We start from the raw sequence: 23,446 nt of genomic DNA on the forward strand, positions 1-23,446 counted from the left end.
AGTTAACCTCAGTCAATCGGATCCTGACTACCTAAACCTGCTTCAAGCATTTCGATTAATGCTTTTACATGTAATATTCCACACATTTGCTCTTTTACAACTCCGGCAAGCCATGGGCGCTTACCGGGTTTCTCCCGCCAATTGACGTGAGATTTATTAATTTTTACCGCATTAACCAGCGACTCACAGGTTAAACCCCAATCACTGTCTTCTAGCATCACAATATACTGATAATCAACGGATTCAGCTAGCTCAGGAGTGTATTTTTCGGGCATGACCCACGCTCCTGAATCAACAACATTGATTTGACCATCACGATGCGGCTGTACGCCCATAAACCACTTAGGTCGTCCAATAATATTGTTAATGCGCTCAACCTTAACAATGCCACCTAAACTCACCAAGGGCACAGCTAACGTTAAGCCCGCAACGTTAAAAAACAGAACCTGAAACTCATCATCTAACACATCATGCAAGTTATAGGTAACTTGCGGTGGTTGCCCACCTGTTTTTACTTTTACCGTAGTATCAAGCTCAGGTGTTACTTGCTTAACGCTATCTTTGTTAATAATAGCGGCTTTTGCTTGAGTTGCAGTTGCTTGCTGTTGTTTATTATCGACTAAAGAGTTGATTTCTTTATCAACACTTGCCGTTTTCTGCTCAACTTTAGGCTCAACTGCTGCAGTTTTAACCTTAACCTCACTGCTAATCGCCTGACGAACTTTTTCGGCACTTTGTTTAATTTGCTGCTGAAAATCCGTTAACTCAGGTTCTGCTGTTGCTGTCGGTGCTGGCGCTGCAACTTGAGGCTTTGGCTGTTTAATTGGCTCGGAAACGACAGACAACAAGCGCTCTAACGCTTGCTTATCCACACTTGGCTCTTCAAATGGCCGAGACGTTAAGGCTGCGGCCTTACTACTTGCCTTAGCTTGAGTATGCTGCTCTGTGCTCGCTTGCTTTTGCAACGGCCTTTTAGGTGCAGTTTGCTTTTGCTCAGCAACTTTTTCTTGCTGTTTAGCATCTTCAGCCTTATCTGTATGTTGTGGCTTTGATGAGGCCATTTTATCAGTTGCAGCGTTTGTAGCTGGCTGTTTAGTCTCATGCCTGTGTGACTGCGAGGTAGATTGATCCAGCGAAGGGTTAGCAGTCTCAGCTGCAGATTCTACCGACGATTCAGACACTTCTTCAGCTTGAGTTTTTGGCTCAGGCTCTTGCAGTAACAAGCTAAAATAATCAAAAACAGTTTCATCAACCGATTTTGACATGTGCAAACTCCTGAGACAGTAAAAAATCTAACAAGCGGTTATAAGCTTTCACGCCACGACTGCGCGGTGAGTAATGAGAAGCTGGCAGGTGCGCCAAACTCGCATCACGAAACTTGGTGTCAACGGGAATAACGTCATCCCATAAGGTTTTGGCATACTTGTCCTGTAAGTACGATAAGGCAATTGGCGACGCTTTAGTTCGCTTATCAAACATGGTTGGCAAAATGGAGTAGCTGTATTGCGTTTTCTTAGAGCGCCCCATGAGCTCCATGGTCTTGATCATGCGATCTAGACCTTTAATCGCTAAAAACTCAGTCTGAACTGGAATCACGATGTGCTGACTGGCAGCCAAGGCATTGACCATCAGCACACCGAGTACTGGTGGGCAATCAATAATAGCGACATCATATTTATCTTCAACTAACGTCAATAAGTTGCGTAGCACTAACCCCATGCCTTCTTGATGACCTAGCGCGCGATCTAGAGTCGCAAGCGCCATAGTCGCAGGGATAATATCTAATCCTTCTACTTGGGTTGGCAATACATGCTGAAGCACGAATTCGCTGGTAAGATTTTGGTGATTAACAAATACATCGTATAACGAGCCAGGCACTTCTTCTGAATCGATGCCAAGATAATAGCCAAGCGATGCATGGGGATCGGTATCAATCATCAGTACTCTTTGACCACGCTTAACCAGCGCGCCGGCAAGGCTCGCGACTGTAGTGGTTTTACCAACACCACCTTTTTGATTCGCTATGGTCCATACTTTCAAACTTGCCTCTCTTGCTGTATTAGCGCTTTAGGTAAGACTTGCAACTATCTATTGGTATCGTCTAGTTCACGTGTTGTCACGCGAATGCCGCCATTGGGCAAACTAATCACCTTAACGCCATCTTCATTTTCTGAAACCACAACCTGCTGAGCTGAATGTCGATTAGCATTACTAGCATCATTGCTTTGCTTTTCAGTTGTAGCACCTTGCTCAGGCTCAGTTGTCTGTTGTTGCGTACTTGGCGGTGTTGCACTGCCTACGGTTGCTTTTTGCTCTGGCGAACTTTTTGCCATTTCGATAAACGCTTTTGTCTGCTCTGGATGGTTCGCCATCCAGGTGGCGATTTCCTGTGCTTGCTCATCTGGCACCATCAGCAAAATCTGACTGGCTTTTAGCTCTTCGATTTCAAGCTGCTGTGCCTTATTTAATTTCGCCGCGTTTAAATACAGCATCAATACAACAAGCAAGGCGATGATAAGCAGTGAGCTTATCAACAGCAGCAAAGGGTTGTAGGACTTTGCCTTAGCCACGCCCTGACTCTTTCAAAATGGCACTTGCCATATCATCAAGCGCAATAGATTGACTAGACAAGCCAGCTGAAGCTACAGCTTGCGGCATACCATAAACCACACAGCTTGCTTCATCTTGAGCCCAAATGGTTGCCCCTTTCGCTTTAAGCAAGCGTGCGCCTTCGCGGCCATCAGCCCCCATTCCCGTCAATACGACTGCCAGAATATCACCGTCATAAACCTTTGAAGCAGAAGCAAAAGTAATATCAACACAAGGCTTGTAGTTCATATCAGCCTTACCTGCGACGACTTTTAATCTGCTGCTCACACCTGTCTTTTCAATTAACAGCTGCATGCCACCTGGCGCAAGGTACGCACACCCAGGCCTGACGAGATCGCCAGATACAGCCTCTTTAACCTCGATTTTGCAAAGGCTATTTAAACGTGTGGCAAATGCGGGGGTGAATGCGGCGGGCATATGCTGGATTAGAAAAATCGGATGCGGATAGTTTACAGGAAACTGAGTTAAGATTTTTTGCAGCGCAACCGGGCCCCCTGTTGAGGTACCGATCAATAAAGCCTTGTATTGCTTACCGCTCGCACGAATGGATTGAGCAGGTGTCGAAGCTGGAGATTCAACTCTTGGACGACTGCCTATACTTCTCAGTGGTTGAGATTGGCGGGTGCGATCCGGTGTTTCCCTAGAAATTTCTCGTGTTGGCGTCGCTCTACTTGGGGTGCGAAATACTCGGCGACGGCCGAGCGCTTTGATGCGTTGTTGCAATAGTGAAATGGCATCTGCTTTGTTGGTCGCAATATCTTCAAAACGCTTAGGTAGAAAATCCAAAGCACCCGCCTCAAGCGCATCCAGCGTAGCTTGAGCGCCATCATGGGTAAGCGATGAGAACATTAAAATAGGTGTCGGGGTTTCAGCCATGATTTTTCGAACCGCGCTGATGCCATCAAGCACTGGCATTTCGATATCCATGGTGATCACTTGCGGTTTAAGTTTCGCAGCCATGGTGACTGCTTCTTGACCATTAACTGCGACACCTACAACTTCAAGATCAGGAGATTGATTAACAATCTCACTAACCCTGCGTCTGAAAAAACTGGAGTCGTCTACCACTAAAACTTGTATGGCCATTTAATCCCTTTACTAATGGAACTTTTATTATCAAACTCAAGCTGGGTAGCTACGGCGTCCCGCACTACCCTAATTCAAGTTATTTGTTTTTAGCGTAATGCTTTAATAGCCCTGGCACGTCAAGGATTAACGCGATACCACCATCAGAGGTAATGGTTGCCCCCGCCATACCTGGCGTACCTTGTAACATGCTGCCAAGAGGCTTAATTACCACCTCTTCTTGACCAATAAGGGCATCGACAACGAAACCGATTTGCATGGTACCCAGTTGTACAATCACCACATGACCGTGCTGTTTGTCGCCATGTTTGAACGAGCTTTGGTCACGACGCAACCAATGTTCAAGATAGAATAAAGGTACGGCTTTATCGCGAACAATCACGGTTAGCTGACCATCGACAATATTGGTCTTGGTTAGATCTAGGTGGAAAATCTCATTCACGCTAGATAACGGCAGGGCAAATACTTGCTTAGCAACATCAACCATCAGGGTTGGCATAATTGCTAGCGTTAACGGCACTTTAATTTCAAGTACCGTACCTTTACCCTGCACTGAATCAATGTGAACAGTACCATTTAGCTGGGTGATGCGGGTTTTCACCACATCCATACCTACACCACGGCCTGAGATGTCTGAAATTTCTACTTTAGTTGAGAAGCCTGGAGCAAAGATTAAGTTATATGCTTCATTGTCCGTCATGCGCGCTGCGGCATCTTCATCTAACACGCCGCGGCTAATCGCAATCTCTTTGAGCTTTTGCGCGTCCATACCGGCGCCGTCATCTTCAATCTTTAGAAGAATATGGTCACCTTCCTGACTTGCAGACAAGGTAATGGTACCGGTTCTTGGCTTACCATTTGCCTCACGTGTGAGCGGCATTTCAATGCCGTGATCCACTGAGTTGCGAACTAAATGAACGAGCGGATCGGCTAGCGCTTCAACTAAGTTTTTATCAAGGTCAGTGTCCTCACCCACCATGACTAAATCAATTTCTTTATCGAGCGAGCGCGCTAAATCGCGAACAACCCTTGGGAAACGGCCAAATACTTTCTTAATTGGCTGCATGCGGGTTTTCATTACCGCGCCTTGAAGATCTGCTGTCACCAAATCAAGGTTAGCTAGCGCCTTACTCATTTCTTCATCTTCACGAGTAATGCCTAGACTTACTAATCGGTTACGCACTAATACCAGCTCACCAACCATGTTCATAATCTGGTCTAGACGAGAAGTATCTACACGAACTGTGGTTTCACCTTGAGGTATCGTTGGCGCTTGACCTTTGGCCGCTTTATCTTTGGCGGGCTCAGGTTTAGGCGCAGCTTTTGCTGGCGCTTTTGCTGCAGGAGTTGGTGCTGCTTTTGGCGCAGGTGTTGGTTGTGGAGCTGCTTTAGGCTCAGGTGCTTTAGCTGCTGGCGTACTAGGCGCAGGAGCGGCTTTTGCTGGTTCAGACTTAGGTTCAGCATCGACGGCTTTTGGTGCACCGCCCTTACCGTGTAGCTCGTCTAACAGCGCTTCAAATTCATCGTCGGTAATATCGTCAGCATCCACCATAGGTGGTTGCTCGACCTCAGCAGGCTTAGCATCACTGGTCTTGAAGCTACCTGAACCATGTAACTCATCTAATAAAGCTTCAAATTCATCATCTGTGATTTCATCATCAGCGACCGCTGACGAACTTGCAGGTTCAGCCACCGGCTGCTCTTTCGTATTTGATGGACTACCGCCTTCACCATGCAGAGCATCGAGTAACGCTTCAAACTCGGATTCATCAATTTCATCAATGCCACCTTCCCCTTCATTAGCCTGAGGCTCCGGAGTAGGTTCAGGGGCAGGTTCTGGCTCAGGCTCTGGGATGGGCTCGGGTTCTACGACAGTAGACTCTACATCACCTCCCATTTCAGAAGGCAGCGGCTCGCCAGAGCTCAGCAGTTTAAGCTTTTCTAATAGTTCTGGTTCTGCTGGATCTTGCTCGATACCTTGCTGAGTTTGTTCAAACATGCTGTTAATCGAATCAACAGCTTGCAAAATAATGTCCATCAACTCAGAGTTGACGTGGCGTTTACCGGTTCTTAACAGGTCGAAGGTATTTTCTGCCTCATGACAGACATCAACCATAGGTGTAAGACTCAAAAAGCCTGCACCACCTTTAACCGTGTGGAACCCACGGAAAATGGCGTTTAATAAATCACTATCGTCAGGATTATTTTCAAGCGCAACTAATTGCTCTTGTAGAAGCTCAAGGATTTCACCCGCTTCAATTAAAAAGTCCTGCAGTATCTCTTCATCGACATCAAAGGACATTAAGTTGACTCCTAATTAGAAACCCAGGCTAGATAACAGATCATCGACTTCATCTTGACCTGTAACAACATCTTCGCGTGTTTCTGCATCCATTATAGGGCCTTCGGCCTCAATATTATTATTTGCTGTTTCTTGTGCTTGCATTGGGTGGTCACCAAACACTGTCAGCATGGTAACTAGGTTGTTTTCCACTTCTCTGACAAGGTCTATCACCCGACGGATCATTTGTCCGGTTAAATCTTGGAAGTCTTGCGCCATCAATATTTGATTGAGCAATTCACGTAAACGATTCGAGTCATGAGCACTGTGAGACATAAACTTCTGAACGTCGTGACATAACACTTTGAACTCGCTCAGTTCTATGTCGCGGCGCATCAATTTATCCCACATAGGGGTCACACTTTGAATGTTTGTAATTATGGTATCGGCCAAAGGTAAACATTCTTCAACCGCATCCATGGTTTTATTTGCAGCTTGTTCCGTCATATCGATGACGTAGTTAAGCCTTTCTTTGGCATCTGGGATTTCTGTGTTAGCTAATTCAGAGAGGCGACTATCAAGTTGGAAGTCTTCAAGGGCACTATGTAACTGACGAGTTAACTTACCGACCTCTTCAAATAGCTCCCTTTGAAGAGGGGCAGCGATTTCACGAATGAGGTTATCAGCTTGCTCTTGCTGATCAGCACTAAGCAGCTCAACCAGCAACTGGGCTTGCTCAAGTGTAATCAATCCCGCGTTTTCTACCTGCATGGCGTATCCCTACTTTATGCTAAGCGTTCAAAGATTTTATCTAGCTTTTCTTTGAGCGTGGCTGCGGTAAATGGCTTAACCACGTAGCCGTTTACACCAGCTTGCGCTGCAGCAATAATCTGCTCACGCTTGGCTTCGGCCGTTACCATAAGTACAGGTAAATGTTTAAGAGAATCGTCAGCGCGAATGGCTTTCAATAAGTCGATGCCTTGCATACCAGGCATGTTCCAGTCAGTTACAACAAAGTCAAATTCGCCTTTTTGTAACATAGGTAGGGCCGTAGACCCGTCATCTGCTTCTTGGGTATTGTTGAACCCCAAGTCTCGCAACAAGTTCTTGATGATACGTCTCATTGTTGAAAAGTCGTCAACAATAAGAATCTTCATATTCTTGTCCAAGGTTTCCTCCGGTGAGCTTACACTTACGTGCTCTATTTATTAATTATTCTTGTGTCCAATGCTTGAGCTTACCTTTTAGTCTTAACATAGCCTGACTTAAAATCTGACTAACTCTAGACTCACTAACCTCAAGAATGGCACCAATTTCTTTTAAGTTTAATGCTTCGTCATAATACAGGGATAAGACTAAAGCATCACGCTCAGGCAAAGTTTTAATAGCTTCAACTAACGCAGATTGAAACTGTACTTCAGCAAGTGACTCGAACGCTTCGTCCGGATTTTCGTCTTCCGGGACGATGACATCTTGCGACACGCCCAAGTCTTCTATGCCTATGATTTTCCCCACAGAAACGTCGTTTAAGATATGATGGTATTCATCTAGCGACATCTCAAGTTTTTCAGCAATTTCTGTGTCACGAGCATCGCGCCCAAGTGTTTGCTCTAACTCATCGATCACTTGAGTGATACGACGACTATTTCTGTGAACGGAACGGGGAACCCAATCACCACGGCGGATCTCATCAATCATTGCCCCTCGGATGCGGATCCCAGCAAAGGTTTCAAACTTGGCACCTTTACTGCCATCAAATTTTGATGAAGCTTCAAGCAGCCCCATCATTCCTGCCTGCAACAAGTCATCCAATTGCACAGAGGCAGGAAGCCTAGCCAACATATGGTGAGCGATACGTTTTACTAGCGGAGCATACTGTTCAACGATAGACGTTTTGTTATCGAATTGGGTATATGCTGCAGCTTTATTCACTCGCTCGTTCCTCTTGCTGAGTAGGACGATGGACTAAGCGTTCAACAAAAAATTCTAGATGCCCGCCAGGTTGTTGCGGGATTGGCCACGTCATAATCTTGTTAGCTAAGCCATGATAAGCGATAGCCGCTGGCGATTTTGGAAAGGCTTCAATTACTAACTTCTGCTTACGGACAGATTTGCGCAAATTATCGTCAAACGGCACCGTTGCCACCAGCTCGAGCGCGACATCTAAGAACCTGTCTGTCACTTTACTGAGTTTAGCAAATAATTCCATACCTTCTCGCAAAGAACGCACCATATTTGCAACAATTTTGAAATGGAACACACCATGCTCGCGGCTCAAGATTTTTATCAAGGCATAAGCATCGGTAATAGAGGTTGGTTCGTCACACACGACAATCAATACATCTTGTGACGCACGTGAAAAACTCAGCACCATATCTGAAATACCTGCCGCGGTATCAACAATCAGTACGTCGAACTGAGTGCGCATTTCACTAAAGGCGCGAATAAGGCCTGCATGCTGAGCTTGAGTAAGCTCAACCATCGCTTGAGTACCAGAAGTTGCTGGCACAATACCAATGCCTTTAGGACCTCGAACAATAATATCGTCTAGCTCTGATTCGCCAGATAGAACGTGAGATAAGTTTTTCTCAGCGCGAAGGCCAAGCATGACATCCACGTTTGCTAACCCTAAGTCAGCATCAAGTACTAATACTCGTTTGCCTTTTTCAGCGAGAGCAACTGCGGTGTTGATTGAAACGCTGGTTTTACCTACGCCCCCTTTACCACCTGAAACCGCGATAACTTTCACTTTTTCGTTATTTGGTTGATTCATCATACGTAAACCGCTTGCTTGATCCCGGGTCATATCTTTACTCAAATGCATAGGCCATCTCATTATGGTTGGCCGTTTGTGGTGACGGTTGTTGCTCTGATTCGTTCAACGCACTTAGCGCTTGCTTGGCTAAGGCTAACGTATCCGCGACCTTCATGTCTTCAGGAACACGTTGACCATCAGTCACATAACTTAATGGTAACTCATTTTGAATCAATACGCTCAGTGCGCCAGCAATTGATATTGATTCGTCTAACTTGGTTAATATAGCACCGGCTAGAGGGATGCGTTTAAAATGATTTACTGCATCTTGTAACACTCTGCGCTGGCCTGTTGCTGACATAACAAGATAACTACGAATTGGAATTCGGCTATTAGCCGTTAAGTTATCTAATTGCTGATATAGGCGCATATCTCGCTGTCCCATACCCGCAGTGTCTATCAATACCAATTTACGACTTCTAAATTGGTATAAAATTTGTTCAAGCTCTGCTAAATCATGAGCTTGCTTAACAGGGCACCCCATTATTTTGCCATAAGTTGCCAGCTGCTCATAGGCTCCAATGCGATAATGGTCTGTTGTGATCATCGCAACTTGATCTGGACCATGATGTGCGACAAATCTTGCTGCAATTTTCGCCAGCGAAGTGGTTTTTCCCACACCTGTTGGACCAACAAATGCCACAACGCCACCACGCTTAACAATATCATCGCCTTGATTATCTAACAGGTTGGCTAAACTCTGTGGCAAAGCACGCACTAAATCTGCTGGCGTATAATTTTGGCTGAGTGCTGCTAGGTTTGCAGCAACTGGTGCAGAAAATTCTGCTGCAATGAGCTTGCTCTCTAACATAGCGCCAACTGGGTCGGTGCGCTTTTTCTGATCTGTCATCAATTCAGAAACTTGATGAGTTAGCAAGCTACGAAGCGATGCCATCTCTTCTCTTAGTGATTCAATTTCAGCAGATGACGATTTAGCCGCTCTAGGCTCTGGTGTAAACTGCGCTGCTTGAGGTTCGCTACGTTGAGCTTTTGGCTGTTTACTTGCTTCTAATTGTCTTGCCCACTCAGGTAACTCAGGTTCTTCCTTACGCTGCGCTAGCTGATCATTAATGCGACTTTGTTGCTTCTCAAGCAGTGCTTGTAAAGAATCCGCAACAGGCGGCGGGCTAACTTTTGCCTGAGTTTTAATACTGGCATTGCTTGACTGCAATGACACTCGGTCATCTGACACATCCATAAAGCCAGGAGCCGGTGCGTTAACGGCAGCATTGGCTTTTGGTTCGTCGTAATCCACAGCAGCGACAATTTCGATGCCACCAGTCACTTTTTTATTGGACATGATCACGGCATCAGAGCCTAAGGTCTCTTTGACTTGTGCCAGCGCGCCGCGCATGTCTTTGGCAAAAAATCGTTTAATCTTCACTGAAACACCTCAAATCTAAAGCTGACCACTATTGTCCAACTGACTGCTGCCCAACGGCTGAAACAATTCGAATTTGTTTCTCATCTGGTATCTCTTGATAAGAGATCACCCGCAGGCTTGGAATAGTGTACTTAACAAATCTTGACAGCGTTGACCTCAGCATACCCGATGTCAATAATATGGCTGGTTGGCCGACCATTTCTTGCTTCTGCGCCGCATCTAATAGTGACTGCTGCATACGCTCTGCAAGGCCTGGCTCAATATTCGGCCCTTCGCCCCCTGTCGCCTGCATAGACTTATGCAACATCTGTTCCAGCTCTGGCGCCAATGTAATGACAGGGATCTCAAGCTCAGGTCCAGAGATCTCTTGTACGATCATCCGTTTCAACGCAATACGCACTGCAGCCGTGAGAACTTCGGTGTCATTACTCTTACCGCCATACTCAAGTAGTGTTTGTACAATTGTGCGTAAATCACGCACGCTAACCCCTTCGTTAAGTAAGTTTTGCATCACTTTAACCACATGGCCAAGTGGCATCACATCAGGAATAAAGCCATCAATTAACTTAGGTGATTGCTTCGCTAGCATATCCATTAGCTGCTGCACTTCTTCATAACCCAGCAGCTTCGCGGCATTGTTACTTAACAGCTGGCTAATGTGTGTTGCGACTACTGTTGCGGTATCAACCACTGTGTAGCCTAGCGTTTGCGCTTGCTCGCGCTGCTCAGGGGCAATCCATACCGCTTCTAACCCAAAGGCTGGGTCTTTGGTTTCTATGCCATCGAGCTTGCCATAAACCTGACCTGGATTGATGGCAAGCTCGCAATCATGGCGAACTTCGGCCTCTCCCACAACTACGCCCATTAACGAGATTTGATAAGCATTTGGCGCTAAATCAAGATTGTCGCGAATATGCACCGCAGGCACTAGGAAACCAAGCTCTTGTGAAAGCTTCTTACGCACACCTTTAATTCGGCTTAATAACTCACCGCCCTGACCTTTATCCACCAGCGGAATAAGACGATAACCCACTTCTAAACCAATGGTATCGACATGGCGCACATCGTCCCAGCTTAGCTCTTTTGGCTCGGCATCTTTTGGCTCACTCGGCCCTTTTGTAGCCTTCTCTAATGCTTTTGCTTTGTTCTCTTGAATGCGTTTGTGTACAAAGTAAGCTGCGCCAGCGGTAATAAACGCAAAACTTAAAAATGCTAGGTGCGGCATACCCGGCACAATACCCATCACAAATAGCACACCCGCAGCAATTGCCAATGACTTGGGGCTGTCAAACATCTGACTTATCATCATCTGCCCCATGTCACCTGACTCGTTTTGACGGGTCACCATTAATGCCGCTGCAATAGACAGTAGTAGGCCAGGAATTTGCGCGACTAAACCATCACCAATGGTCAGTAAGGTATAGATTTCAATTGCACTGGAGAAATCTAATCCGTGCTGCACCATACCAATGACAAAACCACCAAGAATATTGATGACAAGAATAAGGATACCGGCGATGGCATCACCTTTTACAAACTTTGACGCACCATCCATCGCACCGTAAAAATCTGCTTCTTTGGTTACTTCAGCGCGACGCAATCTTGCTTGCTCTTGATTTAATACGCCTGCATTTAAGTCAGCATCAATTGCCATTTGCTTGCCCGGCATAGCATCAAGGGTGAAACGCGCGCTCACTTCCGAAATACGCCCCGCACCTTTGGTTACTACGGCAAAGTTAATGATGATCAAGATTAAGAACACCACTAAACCAACCGCATAGTTACCACCAATTACCACGGAGCCAAAGGCTTCAATCACTTTACCAGCTGCATCACCACCATTATGTCCCTCAAGTAACACAACACGTGTTGATGCAACGTTTAACGCTAGTCGCAATAGCGTGGCAACGAGCAATACAGATGGAAACGCCGCAAAATCCAATGGTCTGTCGGTATAAATGGCGACTAGCAGCACCACAAGCGCCAAGGCAATGTTGAATGAGAAAAGAATATCGAGCAGAAATGCTGGCATTGGCAACACAACCATACCAAGGGCCGCAAGTACTAAAAGGGGTGTACCTATGCCTTTAAAACTGGCTGGTTTTATTTGCTTAAACTGCCCAAATGTTGCTTTTACATCCATTTGATGAGACCTATAAATTTAATGCGCTGCTTCGATACCTAAACTAAAGAGGAGTAGCAGTTTATTGACGTTCAATCACAATTAAGCATCAATCTGCAAAATGTAGACCAGCCTTGTATAAGCTAAAACCGCATGAGCAAAATTTGCCCACGCGTAATTCAACTAACAGCTATTAATGAGGATGCTTAGGCTAGTGCTTTAACTCGTCAGGAATGGGTTGGTTAAGCGGAATTGGCGTTGGCTTGCGTCCCTTGCCTTTTTGGTACTGACGCAACTGAAATACATATGCAAGTACTTGAGCCACCGCGGTGAAAAGTCCTTCTGGTACTTGTTGGTCAACTTTGGTGGTGTGATAAATAGCCCTGGCAAGTGGCGGTGCAGATACAATAGCGATTTCATGCTCGCGAGCAATTTCACGAATTTTAAATGCGACCTCATCAACGCCTTTAGCAATTAAAAATGGCGCTGGTGAGCGAATAACATCGTACTTTACTGCTACCGCATAGTGCTCTGGGTTAACCACAATCACATCAGCATTAGGCACTTCAGTCATCATGCGTCTTTGCGCCATCTCGCGCTGCATTTGCCTTACGCGGCCTTTAACCTCAGGTTGACCTTCAGTTTCTTTATATTCATCTTTTATTTCCTGCTTAGTCATTCGCAGCTGTTTGTTGTGGTTCCATATTTGAAACGGCACATCAATCACTACGATAAGTAGCATAGAAGAACAAAGCAGAATAAATAGCCACACTAACATATTGAGCGCGTCGTAAACGTTGCCCGGCAGATGCCCGTTGGAAAGGTTAAGGATATCGTAAAAGTAGAATTTAAGCAGAAAATAAGCCGAGATAGCCACAACTAAAAACTTGGCAAGGCCTTTAACTAACTCAATGCCAGCTTGTGGGCCAAACATCCGCTTAAAACCATTCATTGGGTTAAGTTTACTGCCTTTGGGCATAATAGCCTTGGTTGAGAACGACAAGCCACCCAACGCGACATTACCGGCAAAAGCTACCAGTGCCAGCAAGCTAATAAACCCAATCATTGGCAGCAATAACTCAGTGCCCACTAGCCCCCATACACGCAGCATAGAGTTAGTATCAAAGATTTGATCTCGCTCCATGGTCATTAGTTGCTTCATAATAGTGTGCAAAGCTGTTGCTAACGCTGGGCCAGTCACAGCAAAACCTACAGATGCGGCAAGCAATACGGCAGCGGTACCCAACTCTTTAGAGCGGGCAACTTGACCTTTTTCACGCGCCTGCTCGAGGCGCCTCGCCGTGGGTTCTTCGGTACGTTCTTGACTGGTATCGTTCTCGGCCATAGTTCACCTAAAACGTCAGTACAGCATCGGTTTGACACTGCAACAAGAGTAAATCACACATTAATAACTGCGCCGCAGCCCAAACTTCTGAAAAGTGCGCCATGATTGGGCTTAGGGTTAACCACAAAATGAACAAGCCGCTAACCATGGTGACAGGGAAACCAATGGCAAAAATGTTTAACTGCGGCGAGGCTCGCGTCATCACGCCAAAAGATAGATTGATCATTAACAAAGCGACAATCGCACTTAGCGACATAGTTAATGCGGCGCCAAACATATACAAACCCCACTCACCTAGCTTGCGATAATTCTCAACTGCAATACCGCTCATTGAAACAGGAATGGTTTCAAAGCTAGCGATGAGCATACGAAACATCAGCAAATGCCCATCTACCGCCAAAAAGATAAGCGTGCTTAGTAGCAAAAAGAAATTACCGACAATCGGCGTTTGTTGACCAGAGCCAGGATCAACCATAGAGGCAAAACCCAAACTGGTTTGCATACCAATAATTTGCCCGGTTAATACAAAGGTTTGCATCACCATTAGGGTCACAAAACCCATGGCTGCACCGATAATAATTTGCTGAGCAATAATGAACACCGCGGACAGCGACATTAACTCAATGCCTGGCATTTCAGGCAGCATAGGCGCAACCGCTACAGTAATAGCAACGGCAAGCAATAACCTTACTCGCGAAGGCGTGGTGTTAGCACCAAATACCGCCATCACCATTAACATGGACGAAATGCGAAACATAGGCAGCATATAGCTGGCTATGGCTTGGTTGATTTCAGCGAATAAGATCTCCACTTGCTAGCCTATTACTTGCGGGATCATATTTACCATTTGATAAAAGAAATCCATCATTGTCTGCACCAGCCAATGCCCTAGAAACATCAAGGCCCCCAGCGTCACCAATAAGCGAGGCAAAAAGCTCAACGTTTGCTCGTTAATTGAAGTCGCGGCCTGAAACACCGCTACAATCAAACCAATAAACAAACCTGGTAGAATAATTGCCGACACAATCAATACGATGACTGATAAGGCCTCACGGAAGATATCAATTAAAGACTCTGGAGACATAAGCCCACCTAAATCCCAAAGCTATTAGCTAAGGTCCCCATGACTAATCCCCAGCCATCAACCAGTACAAATAGCATGATCTTAAACGGCAATGACACAATCATTGGCGACAGCATCATCATACCCATGGCCATCAAGATACTTGCCACCACCAGGTCGAGCACCAAAAACGGTACAAACAGCATAAAGCCAATTTGAAATGCGGTTTTTAGCTCGCTAGTAATAAATGCCGGGATCAACACTGACATTGGAGTTTGCTCAGGTGACTGAATATTTTGATAACCGGATATCTCAATAAAGGTTTCTAAATCTGTGGTGCGCACTTGTGACAGCATAAAGGCTTTCAGTGGTTCTTTACCTACCTCATAGGCTTGGGTAAGCGTCATTTGCTCTTCGATGTATGGCTCAACTGCCTGGGTGTAAATCTTGTCAAATACCGGTGCCATAATAAAGAAGGTCATAAACAAACTGATACCAATCAACACCTGATTAGACGGGGTTTGTTGCAAACCCAGCGCTTGGCGCAAAATCGACAACACCACAATGATGCGGGTGAATGACGTCAACATGATGACCATGGCCGGAATGAAGCTGAGCGCCGTCATCAGCAGCAAGATTTGCATGGTCACCGAATATTCAGTGGCCCCGTCAGCACCGGTCGTCACCGTAACCGCCGGTAAAATGCCATCTTGCGCGACAGCAAATGATGGCAAGCTCATAGACAAGATAGCGAGCATTAACGACAGGCTAATAGTGGTCCATTTCGACATTATTGTTGTTCCTTGGCTTGTTTGAGCTTGTCGGCGAATGACAATTTATGGGCAAACTTTTTATCAGCAAACTTTGTTGGCTGCTCTATTGAGATAGGCTCATCAAGCTTATCTAATAAACTGATTTGCTCAGGGGTGACACCAATAAAATACTGTTGCCCCGCTAATTCAACCACCATTAATTTCTCACGTTGACCGATGGCAGTTGCAGCAATAGTTTTAATCGTGCCTTGTTGGTTAGGCATAATATTCAAGCGCTTGACGATATATGCCAGCACAAATATCAAGGCAAGTACCACCAGCAAACCACCAAGCATATTGGCGACAGTAGCGGTGTAAGACACTTCAGCTGAGCGCTGAGCTACTTGCTCGGTCACTTTAGCGGCCGTAGCACTAGCGACGGTTTGCTGAGCGACTGCGCCTTGAGATGAGGTCAACAAAGAGAGGATCAAAAAATTGCCTTCCTTAACAAAGAGTCTGATACAAAACAGCCTGAACGAATTAGGTTCAGGCTATGACAGGGTACTGAACTACTTAAGCTTTTTAATCCGCTCAGTTTGGCTGATAACGTCGGTTAGGCGAATTCCAAACTTGTCGTTGACGACAACTACCTCACCGTGGGCAATCAAGGTACCATTGACCATCACATCGAGCGGTTCACCCGCTACACGGTCTAGCTCAACAACCGAGCCCTGGTTAAGTTGCAGCAAATTACGGATGCTAATGAAGCTGCGCCCTACTTCCATAGAAATAGTGACCGGAATATCTAAAATTGAGTCAAGCTTTTCAGCTTCTTCTTTACTCAATGGTTTGGATTCATCGACGAGTTCGTCGAGCTGAACTTGCTCTGCCTGCGCCGCCTCTTCTAAGGCCTGCTCAGCCATAGCTGCAGCCCAATCATCACCTGTATCTTCTGTACTCATGGCTTCACCTTATAATTCGGACAGATCACGCGACTTACCTTTCTTGCGCGTAAAGAGTTGTAATTCTGATTTAACAGTTTCTGGGCGAGCAATCTTCTCACTGACTTTCAGCGCTAGATTCTCTCGTGATTGACCAAGCTTACAGCGGAAAGTCGGCAAATCTTCTACTCGCATCATAATATGCTCAGGCAGCTCAACAGGGATAACATCACCTGCTTTAAAATCCATCACTTCCCGCAGTGTTAGTTCTTTTTCAACGATGTTGGCATCAACGCCAACCTCTACATCCATAATTTCATCACGAAGTGCTTGCGACCAACGCATGTCAGTATCTTGTTTGTCACTTTGGACACCGGCATCAAGCAGCTCACGAATGGGCTCAATCATCGAATACGGCATGGTAATGTGGAAATCACCACCGCCTCCATCAACTTCAATGTGAAATGAATTAATCACTACCACTTCTGTTGGGCTAACGATGTTTGCCATCGCTGGGTTAACTTCCGAGTCTAGATATTCAAACTCAACGTCCATTACTGGTGCCCAAGCATCTTTATAATCTTCAAAAATAATTTTCAGCAGCAACTGAACGATACGTCTCTCGGTCGGCGTAAATTCACGACCTTCAATCTTGGCATGGAAGCGGCCATCACCGCCAAAAAAGTTATCCACCAAAATAAACACCAAGCGCGCTTCCATGGTGATAAGGCCTGTGCCTTTTAACGGGCTAAAGCGCACCATGTTCAAACTCGTCGGTACAAACAAGGTATGTACATACTCGCCAAACTTAAGCATCTGAACGCCATTAATCGACACTTCAGCTGCGCGGCGCATCATGTTAAACATGCTGATCCGTAGGTGGCGTGCAAAACGCTCGTTAACAATTTCGAGTGTTGGCATACGACCACGGACGATGCGATCTTGAGAAGAAAAGTCATAGGTGCGCGCATCGGCGCCACCTTCGTCTATCTCATCTTCTTCAACATCATCAACACCATGTAACAGCGCATCAATTTCGTCTTGGCTTAATAAATCACTCACATCAAAGCCTTATTCGCTAAGTTACTCCCGCTTGGGAGACGTTTGATTAGTTTTGTTATAAAGGGTTTCAATACTTCTTACTGCATCACAAACCCAGTAAACAGTACTTTTTCTACAACCTTGCGGCCAGTCACCGCTTGTAAGGTGTTTTGTACATTAAGTAACGCAAGTTGACGCAGCTCATCTTTACCTGCTTGTGAGCTAAGCTTTTGCACATCTGCGGCGCTGAAAGTGGTTAACAGCGCATCCTCAATCAAAGGAATGTGTTTGCGAGTCAACACGTCATCGTCGCCGCGCACCATTAACTGTACTTTAATCTCAACTAGGCGTGAGCGCGTTGCCCCTGGCAAATTGAACAAAAACGGTCTCGGCATACCGACATAATTTGCCTTTCCGGTTGGCTCTGCAGTTGTGGCTACTTCTCCTGGAACTGTCTCACTATCTGCTTGCTCATTCGCTGCATCGTCTCCACTTAAAAAGAAGAACGCACCGCCACCGATAGCCAGCAGTAACACAACACCGATAATGATAAAAAGCATCTTTTTGCTCTTTTTACCTTCACCACCATTTTCTTCTAATTCTAACTCTTGTTCAGCCATGGATTTGTCCATTCCATATAGTCAATTTGTCAGCTTAAATCACCAGAGCATAACGAAATTTAGTTAACTCTTTAGCACTTTAGCTATATTCGTTCACATTACTATAGGTTAACCAGTTATGCATAATAATCTATAGCAGAATGCGACGATGAGGCGGTATTTTGCCCACTACTTGCTTCTGTTGCTGCTATTTCATCCGATTGCTCATTTTGCGCAAATTGACCACCATGAGCGTCACCATCGCCGGCGTCCCCTCTTTGCTGCTGACCTTGCTCAGACACATTGCCGTCGGTTAGTTGCATTCCCTCTTGAGCCAGCATCTCACGAAGTCGCGGCATCGCTTGCTCTAACACATCACGGGTTTGCTGCTGCGCGGCCTGGAATTGTACTTGCGTTTGATCACCTTGCACCTGAACTTTGACCATCATAGAGCCTAGCTCTGGCGGGTCGAGGCGGATTTCTGCTTGCTGTACACCATTAGATACCATAGCGACTAACTGCTGTTTCATCACTGGCGCAAACCGCTGGATCATCTCCTGCATTTGCACATTGGTATCTGATGCAGTTCTTAATGATAATTGAAATTGCGGCACGTCAGATTTATGAATTGGGGTAAAACTACTTTGGTTTTGAACGGCTTTGGTGTCTACCGAATCAGCAATATCCAGCTCTATGCCAGCAAAATCCATTGCTGCTGCGTTGCTAGCCTGCAGTTTTTCGTTAAGGCCATTTGTTACCGCAGCACTTTGATTGGCGCTTAGCTGGGCTTTATCAGCAGCGACTTTGTCTAAAGACTTATCGATTGCTTTAGCTGCATCGTCAATATTGGCACTAATCTTTCCCGCTACCGAATCTTGATCACCAAGGATGTTGCCTGCCTGAAGGTTTTTGGCAACATTACTTAATGACACTTGATCAGCCGTCGATTTATTTTGCTGTAAGCTTTGATTCAACTTGTCTGCAAATTCAGCGTTCAGCTGAGCGCCTTTTGTCTGTGTCGCACTTAGTTCAGCAATGTCAGCACGCTTATCAATTTTTTTAGTAGAACCGGTGTCTGCCTGCGGTAACAACTCATCAAGCATGTCCAATACGGCTTTGTCACTCTTACTTGCGGCTGCTTCTGAGCTTGCTGCAGTAGTATTATTAGTCAACTTACTGTTATCAATAGGTAAGATAGTATCGACCGCTTTTGATTTATCAGCCCATTGGGACTCAAGCTCTGCTTCAATATCCGAACTAAGCTCACTGGTAAACTTCGTGGTATCAGCAGTCTTTGACTCGCTAGCAACTTGTTGACCTAATCCGTGTACGGCATACCTAGCTTCGCCCTGCAGGTTGACATTAGTAGTTGGCGCGTCTAAATCTAATTCGGCCATCGCCAATATAGACTCATCAACCACAGGTGCTTGTAGATTAAAGTCATCCACTAATTGACTAAGCTCTGCTGAGGAAAGCTTATTTAATGCTTCACGGCTATGACCACTAAAAGCCATCAATTCTTGTAGTTGGGAGAAATTGAGCGTTGTAAGATAATCACTCGTTGCTTGTGTTTGAGATTGCGCACCAACACCATTAACGCTAGCTTTAACTGCTGGCAGACCTGAGGTAAATAAATCACCTTCATTTGCGCTTTCAGCAGAAGTGGCAGATATTTGACTCTGTTTTTTGGCATCTTTTGTAGATTGCAGTGCATTTTGCGCAAACTCATCTGCAAGCGGCAAAGTCTTTCCGCTATCACCTTCCACAAGCTTTAAGTTTTCACCTAGTTCTCGCTGAGCAAAAATAAACTGAGCACCACCTTCTGCATCTTTACCGCTCTCAAGCATATCGCTACTATGCTCGTCGCCCTTCACAAGTTCAGTATCTGTATCAGCGTCCACAAGCTGAAGATCAGGCGTATCTTCAAGCATTGCCTTGTCAATTGTAGCCTGTTCGCTATCAACTAAAGACAGGTTTCGGTTACTGGTATCGTCCTTGAGCGCTTTGGCTGATTGCGCTGATGACTCTTGCTTCGAAGCGTTATTTAACTCTTCAAGAAAACTATTACTTTCAGTACCTTGGGAGGATTCATCAAAAGAAGAATTCGATTGGGGAGCATGGAGTGGCGAGGCATTAATAGCTGATTTAGCAGACGCATCTGCTTTAGCATTGCCATTTCCAAATAATAATTGACTCATTTGCTGCATAACTGCCTCACCATTTATTGTTGTTGCGACCGCTTAGCTTGGTGCTAATGCCTTATAGTGACAACACATCAACTGTTGCTACTGACTTTTATTGACTAGCTTTGGCGGTTTCATACTTAGCTTCCGCGGTCTCATATTAGCGAGTCGGGATCCCGACTAATTTGTTACTACAGCAATATGAATGCAATTCAAATGCCAACAAGCGGGCAACTCAACAAGTTAGCTAAACCACTATCAATCTCTGCAGCAAAAAATCGGCATAAAAAAGCCGCAATCAAGTTGCGGCTTTATAACTAGAGCACCAAGTCACGTTAGTCGTTAGCGCGATACTCCTGATAGGCTTCGCCTTGAGTCAACCATGTCGGCGCATCCTTACCCTTAAGGTAATGGTCAAAGTACTCCATCATGCGAATCGAGTAGTCTAACTTATTTGGATACTTCTTCAGATGGTGCGGCTCGTCTTGATACTGCAAGAACACCACATCTTTACCCGCACGGCGCATAGCCAAGTACATTTCTACACCTTGCTCCCACGGCACCGCATCGTCTTTATCACCGAACATAATCATCATTGGCGTTTCAATGCGATCGGCATAAAACACAGGTGAGTTCTCGATATATTTCAGTGGCGCGTTAAATAGCGACTGACCGATACGGCTTTGACCTGTTTCATACTGGAACTGACGTGCAAGACCACTTCCATGGCGAATACCGCTGTATGCGCTAGTCATGTTAGATACTGGCGCGCCGCTCACTGCCGCTTTAAAAATGTGAGTTTGCGTCACGGCATAAGCAGTTTGATAGCCAGCCCATGAATGCCCTTGAATACCAATGGCATCAGGGTCTGCAATTCCCATATCGATTAACTTTTGTACTCCGGCAGTTAATGCTTGTACCGAAGAAGGACCAGGATAGCCGATGTCAAAACGCACATCAGGCAAGAACACTGCGTAGCCGTTTTGCGCGAACCAAGCAAAGTTGGGCCTATGGTTAATTTTCATATCAGGGAAAGCGTGTAAGCGATCGCTCATAAAGCGATAGAAGTAAACTAGTACTGGATACTTTTTACCTTCTTGATAATTGATTGGCTTAATCAATACACCATCAGATTGACGACCATGACCATCACGCCAGTGCACAAGCTCCGCATTACCCCAAGCGAAAGCATCGCGCTGGGCATCAAGGTTAGTAATTTTTTGCGACTGCGCCACAGATTCAAAATCGGCTACATAGAGATCAGGATACTGATCATAACGCTCACTTGAGTACACTAAAACACCAGTGTCTTTCGCGCGTGCCAGCATCTCAAGCTTACCGTTGGTTTCAAGGGCAATTTTAACCCCTGACTCACCTTCCATGCCCATATAAAAACTGTCAGCCTTAGTTTTGTGACTGTAGCCTTTTAGCAGTAAAGTCTGGTCTTCAATGAGCGGTATATCTTTACCATCTTGCTCAACAAGGCCGGTTAGACGAAACTCGATTTGCTGCTCACGACCTAAACCATTAGTGATCATAAAGCCACGGTGAGACACAGTGTTGAACTGCCACGCATCGTATTTGTCGTAAACCACTATTTCAGTGTCATCTTCAAGCCAAGGACCAAAGCCATAGCCAGGCGCTGGGCTTGGGTAGTCGTGATCTTCATTAGCAAACGGAGTGTTGAGTTCAGCGGTTAGGTTATGCTTACGGCCGGTGGCTATGTCATAAAGATACACATGCCCTTGCTGGTAATAAGCCATAAATTTGGCATTAGGCGACAGCGTTGGCTGCGCGTAAGCAGACTGCTGAGGGATCACTAGCGTGTGTTGACCTGTGTTTAAGTCAACTAGGTAAAAATCACGATAAAAACCGGCCCAAGTCGTCATCTTTTGATACGGCACATTTGAGCTTGCCACTAAAAAGCGCTTTTGCTCACCATACGTAACATCAGGAATATCACGCGTGGCTAGCTGCACAATTCGATTTGCATTAATATGCAATACCGCAGCAAAGGTCTTCTCTCGCTCTTCTTGATACTCTTTTATTTCGTGCGGTTTAATCTTTGGATCTTCGCCATGCCAAATACGTAAATCACGCTTACCGACGATAATGTTTCTATCAAGCAGATCTTTCTCGTCTTTAAAGTCAGCAATTTCAGCTTGAGGCGTTACCTGTGGTACGCGGCCAAAGAACAAACGCTCACCGTCTTTGCTAAATTTAAGCGTGCTGAATTGGTTTAATACCCAATCTTTATCTGTCGGTAGCTTTTGGGCTTTAACGCTCGCTAGGTCAATTAGGCTTAGCTTATACTCACGGCCCCAACGCAGAGTGTCGCTGCTACCATAAGTAAACGCTAACTTCTGCGCCGCTGAGCTGATAGCCAACTCGCCGATTTGTTGTGTTTTTGAGGTAAAGACTTGCTTGGTTTGTAGCTTTACTAAATCCAGCCACTGAACTTGATGCAACTGGCTTTCGCCGTCGTTAATCGCAATCACCATACCTTTACTAGCATCATCAAATACCCAGCCAGTAACATGGTCGAAATCAAAGCGCTTGTTGCTTGCTAACTCAATAACCGAAAAGCCACTGCCTTTATCAGCTTCTTCAATCTCGCGCTGAGGTTTGTCATCCGCGTTGTCAGACTTGTCTTTAGTTTTTGCATCATCTTTTTGAAGCTCAAAAACAATCGCTATAACCTTACCGTCGTCACTAAACTTGGCACTTTTTACGTTTTTGAACTCATTGGTGTCGCCAGTTTGAGTATTGAGCAGCACCAAACCAGTAGACTGTTGTTTCTTATCTAGTGTTTTGCTCTCAAGCAATGTTGGCTTTTGCATCGCAAATACAAAGTTGCCATCACTGGAGGTTTGCACTGCTGATGCATTGGCAAGTTCATAACGCTTTTGCTCAGCACCTAAAACGGTGACCAGCGCACGGCTATCACCGCGATCTGGCTTCGCTTCTACGGCAACCACTTTACCGTTATCAGAAATCACCGGCTTTTGCAGTGTTTCAAAGGTCATAATGTCTTCGAGTGTCAGCGGCTTGGTTTGCGCAGCTTGCGCGCCTCCCGCTGTTACAGCAGCCACCATCATGGCTATAGGCATAAGCTTAAATAATTTCACAACTACCCTCGTTTGCTATTGTTGCTTTTATTGCTACCAGTTTTCTCGATGCTATGCGACCAAAGTCGCCTTGATAACATACTGGCTACATTTATG

21 protein-coding genes are annotated in these 23,446 nt (G+C 45.5%); all 21 read right to left on the reverse strand.

Annotation, left to right across the window (positions count from 1 at the left end; all coding sequences use genetic code 11):
* Window positions 1-8: 8 nt before the first annotated feature.
* The 21 genes from EXU30_RS03100 to EXU30_RS03200 all read right to left on the reverse strand — a co-directional run bounded on the left by EXU30_RS03100 (window position 9) and on the right by EXU30_RS03200 (window position 23,332).
* Complete coding sequence (locus EXU30_RS03100; protein ID WP_165398955.1) at window positions 9-1,265, reverse strand: chemotaxis protein CheW; 1,257 nt, start codon at window positions 1,263-1,265, stop codon at window positions 9-11.
* Entirely contained in the window at window positions 1,249-2,040 is a 792-nt protein-coding gene (locus EXU30_RS03105; RefSeq protein ID WP_130597769.1) for a ParA family protein, read from the reverse strand. Before EXU30_RS03105 ends, EXU30_RS03100 begins: the two co-directional genes overlap by 17 nt.
* Before the next feature lie 44 nt (window positions 2,041-2,084).
* On the reverse strand, window positions 2,085-2,570 hold the full coding sequence (locus tag EXU30_RS03110; protein ID WP_242620303.1) for a membrane anchored protein in chemotaxis locus: 486 nt from the start codon (window positions 2,568-2,570) through the stop codon (window positions 2,085-2,087).
* On the reverse strand, window positions 2,563-3,696 hold the full coding sequence (locus EXU30_RS03115; protein ID WP_130597770.1) for a protein-glutamate methylesterase/protein-glutamine glutaminase: 1,134 nt from the start codon (window positions 3,694-3,696) through the stop codon (window positions 2,563-2,565). Before EXU30_RS03115 ends, EXU30_RS03110 begins: the two co-directional genes overlap by 8 nt.
* A 79-nt stretch (window positions 3,697-3,775) precedes the next feature.
* On the reverse strand, window positions 3,776-5,998 hold the full coding sequence (locus EXU30_RS03120; RefSeq protein WP_130597771.1) for a chemotaxis protein CheA: 2,223 nt from the start codon (window positions 5,996-5,998) through the stop codon (window positions 3,776-3,778).
* Window positions 5,999-6,013: 15 nt separating this feature from the next.
* Window positions 6,014-6,748: a protein phosphatase CheZ gene (locus tag EXU30_RS03125; protein WP_130597772.1), complete on the reverse strand. Its 735-nt coding sequence runs from the start codon at window positions 6,746-6,748 to the stop codon at window positions 6,014-6,016.
* Window positions 6,749-6,762: 14 nt separating this feature from the next.
* Window positions 6,763-7,146 (reverse strand): chemotaxis response regulator CheY, encoded by a 384-nt coding sequence (gene cheY / locus EXU30_RS03130; protein WP_130597773.1) that lies wholly within the window; start codon window positions 7,144-7,146, stop codon window positions 6,763-6,765.
* Between the two features lie 43 nt (window positions 7,147-7,189).
* Window positions 7,190-7,909: an RNA polymerase sigma factor FliA gene (locus EXU30_RS03135; RefSeq protein WP_130597774.1), complete on the reverse strand. Its 720-nt coding sequence runs from the start codon at window positions 7,907-7,909 to the stop codon at window positions 7,190-7,192.
* Complete coding sequence (locus tag EXU30_RS03140) at window positions 7,902-8,783, reverse strand: MinD/ParA family protein (protein ID WP_130603215.1); 882 nt, start codon at window positions 8,781-8,783, stop codon at window positions 7,902-7,904. The genes EXU30_RS03135 and EXU30_RS03140 overlap by 8 nt, the downstream gene beginning before the upstream one ends.
* 4 nt (window positions 8,784-8,787) lie before the next feature.
* Window positions 8,788-10,176, reverse strand: a complete 1,389-nt coding sequence (gene flhF, locus EXU30_RS03145) for a flagellar biosynthesis GTPase FlhF (RefSeq protein WP_130597775.1) — start codon at window positions 10,174-10,176, stop codon at window positions 8,788-8,790.
* A 28-nt stretch (window positions 10,177-10,204) separates the two neighbouring features.
* On the reverse strand, window positions 10,205-12,319 hold the full coding sequence (flhA, locus tag EXU30_RS03150) for a flagellar biosynthesis protein FlhA (RefSeq protein WP_130597776.1): 2,115 nt from the start codon (window positions 12,317-12,319) through the stop codon (window positions 10,205-10,207).
* A 190-nt stretch (window positions 12,320-12,509) separates the two neighbouring features.
* On the reverse strand, window positions 12,510-13,643 hold the full coding sequence (gene flhB, locus EXU30_RS03155) for a flagellar biosynthesis protein FlhB (protein WP_130597777.1): 1,134 nt from the start codon (window positions 13,641-13,643) through the stop codon (window positions 12,510-12,512).
* A gap of 7 nt (window positions 13,644-13,650) precedes the next feature.
* Window positions 13,651-14,409, reverse strand: a complete 759-nt coding sequence (fliR, locus tag EXU30_RS03160) for a flagellar biosynthetic protein FliR (RefSeq protein WP_210147152.1) — start codon at window positions 14,407-14,409, stop codon at window positions 13,651-13,653.
* Between the two features lie 48 nt (window positions 14,410-14,457).
* Window positions 14,458-14,727, reverse strand: a complete 270-nt coding sequence (fliQ, locus tag EXU30_RS03165; protein WP_130597779.1) for a flagellar biosynthesis protein FliQ — start codon at window positions 14,725-14,727, stop codon at window positions 14,458-14,460.
* Window positions 14,728-14,735: 8 nt separating this feature from the next.
* Window positions 14,736-15,464 carry a flagellar type III secretion system pore protein FliP gene (fliP, locus tag EXU30_RS03170; RefSeq protein WP_242620382.1) on the reverse strand — a complete coding sequence of 243 codons (729 nt, stop codon included), beginning with the start codon at window positions 15,462-15,464 and terminating at the stop codon, window positions 14,736-14,738.
* Window positions 15,465-15,496: 32 nt separating this feature from the next.
* The gene (fliO, locus tag EXU30_RS03175) at window positions 15,497-15,949 is read right to left on the reverse strand and encodes a flagellar biosynthetic protein FliO (protein WP_242620304.1); all 453 of its coding nucleotides are present in this window, start codon (window positions 15,947-15,949) and stop codon (window positions 15,497-15,499) included.
* Between the two features lie 78 nt (window positions 15,950-16,027).
* A complete protein-coding gene (gene fliN / locus EXU30_RS03180; protein WP_130597781.1) occupies window positions 16,028-16,420 on the reverse strand; it encodes a flagellar motor switch protein FliN in 393 nt (130 codons plus the stop codon).
* Between the two features lie 9 nt (window positions 16,421-16,429).
* Window positions 16,430-17,461: a flagellar motor switch protein FliM gene (fliM, locus tag EXU30_RS03185; RefSeq protein WP_130597782.1), complete on the reverse strand. Its 1,032-nt coding sequence runs from the start codon at window positions 17,459-17,461 to the stop codon at window positions 16,430-16,432.
* A gap of 77 nt (window positions 17,462-17,538) precedes the next feature.
* Complete coding sequence (fliL, locus tag EXU30_RS03190) at window positions 17,539-18,060, reverse strand: flagellar basal body-associated protein FliL (RefSeq protein WP_130597783.1); 522 nt, start codon at window positions 18,058-18,060, stop codon at window positions 17,539-17,541.
* Between the two features lie 116 nt (window positions 18,061-18,176).
* On the reverse strand, window positions 18,177-20,237 hold the full coding sequence (locus tag EXU30_RS03195; protein ID WP_242620305.1) for a flagellar hook-length control protein FliK: 2,061 nt from the start codon (window positions 20,235-20,237) through the stop codon (window positions 18,177-18,179).
* Window positions 20,238-20,557: 320 nt separating this feature from the next.
* On the reverse strand, window positions 20,558-23,332 hold the full coding sequence (locus EXU30_RS03200) for a S9 family peptidase (RefSeq protein ID WP_130603221.1): 2,775 nt from the start codon (window positions 23,330-23,332) through the stop codon (window positions 20,558-20,560).
* Window positions 23,333-23,446 lie beyond the last annotated feature (114 nt).

Origin of the sequence: Shewanella maritima (assembly GCF_004295345.1) — a bacterium.
Lineage (GTDB): Bacteria > Pseudomonadota > Gammaproteobacteria > Enterobacterales > Shewanellaceae > Shewanella > Shewanella maritima.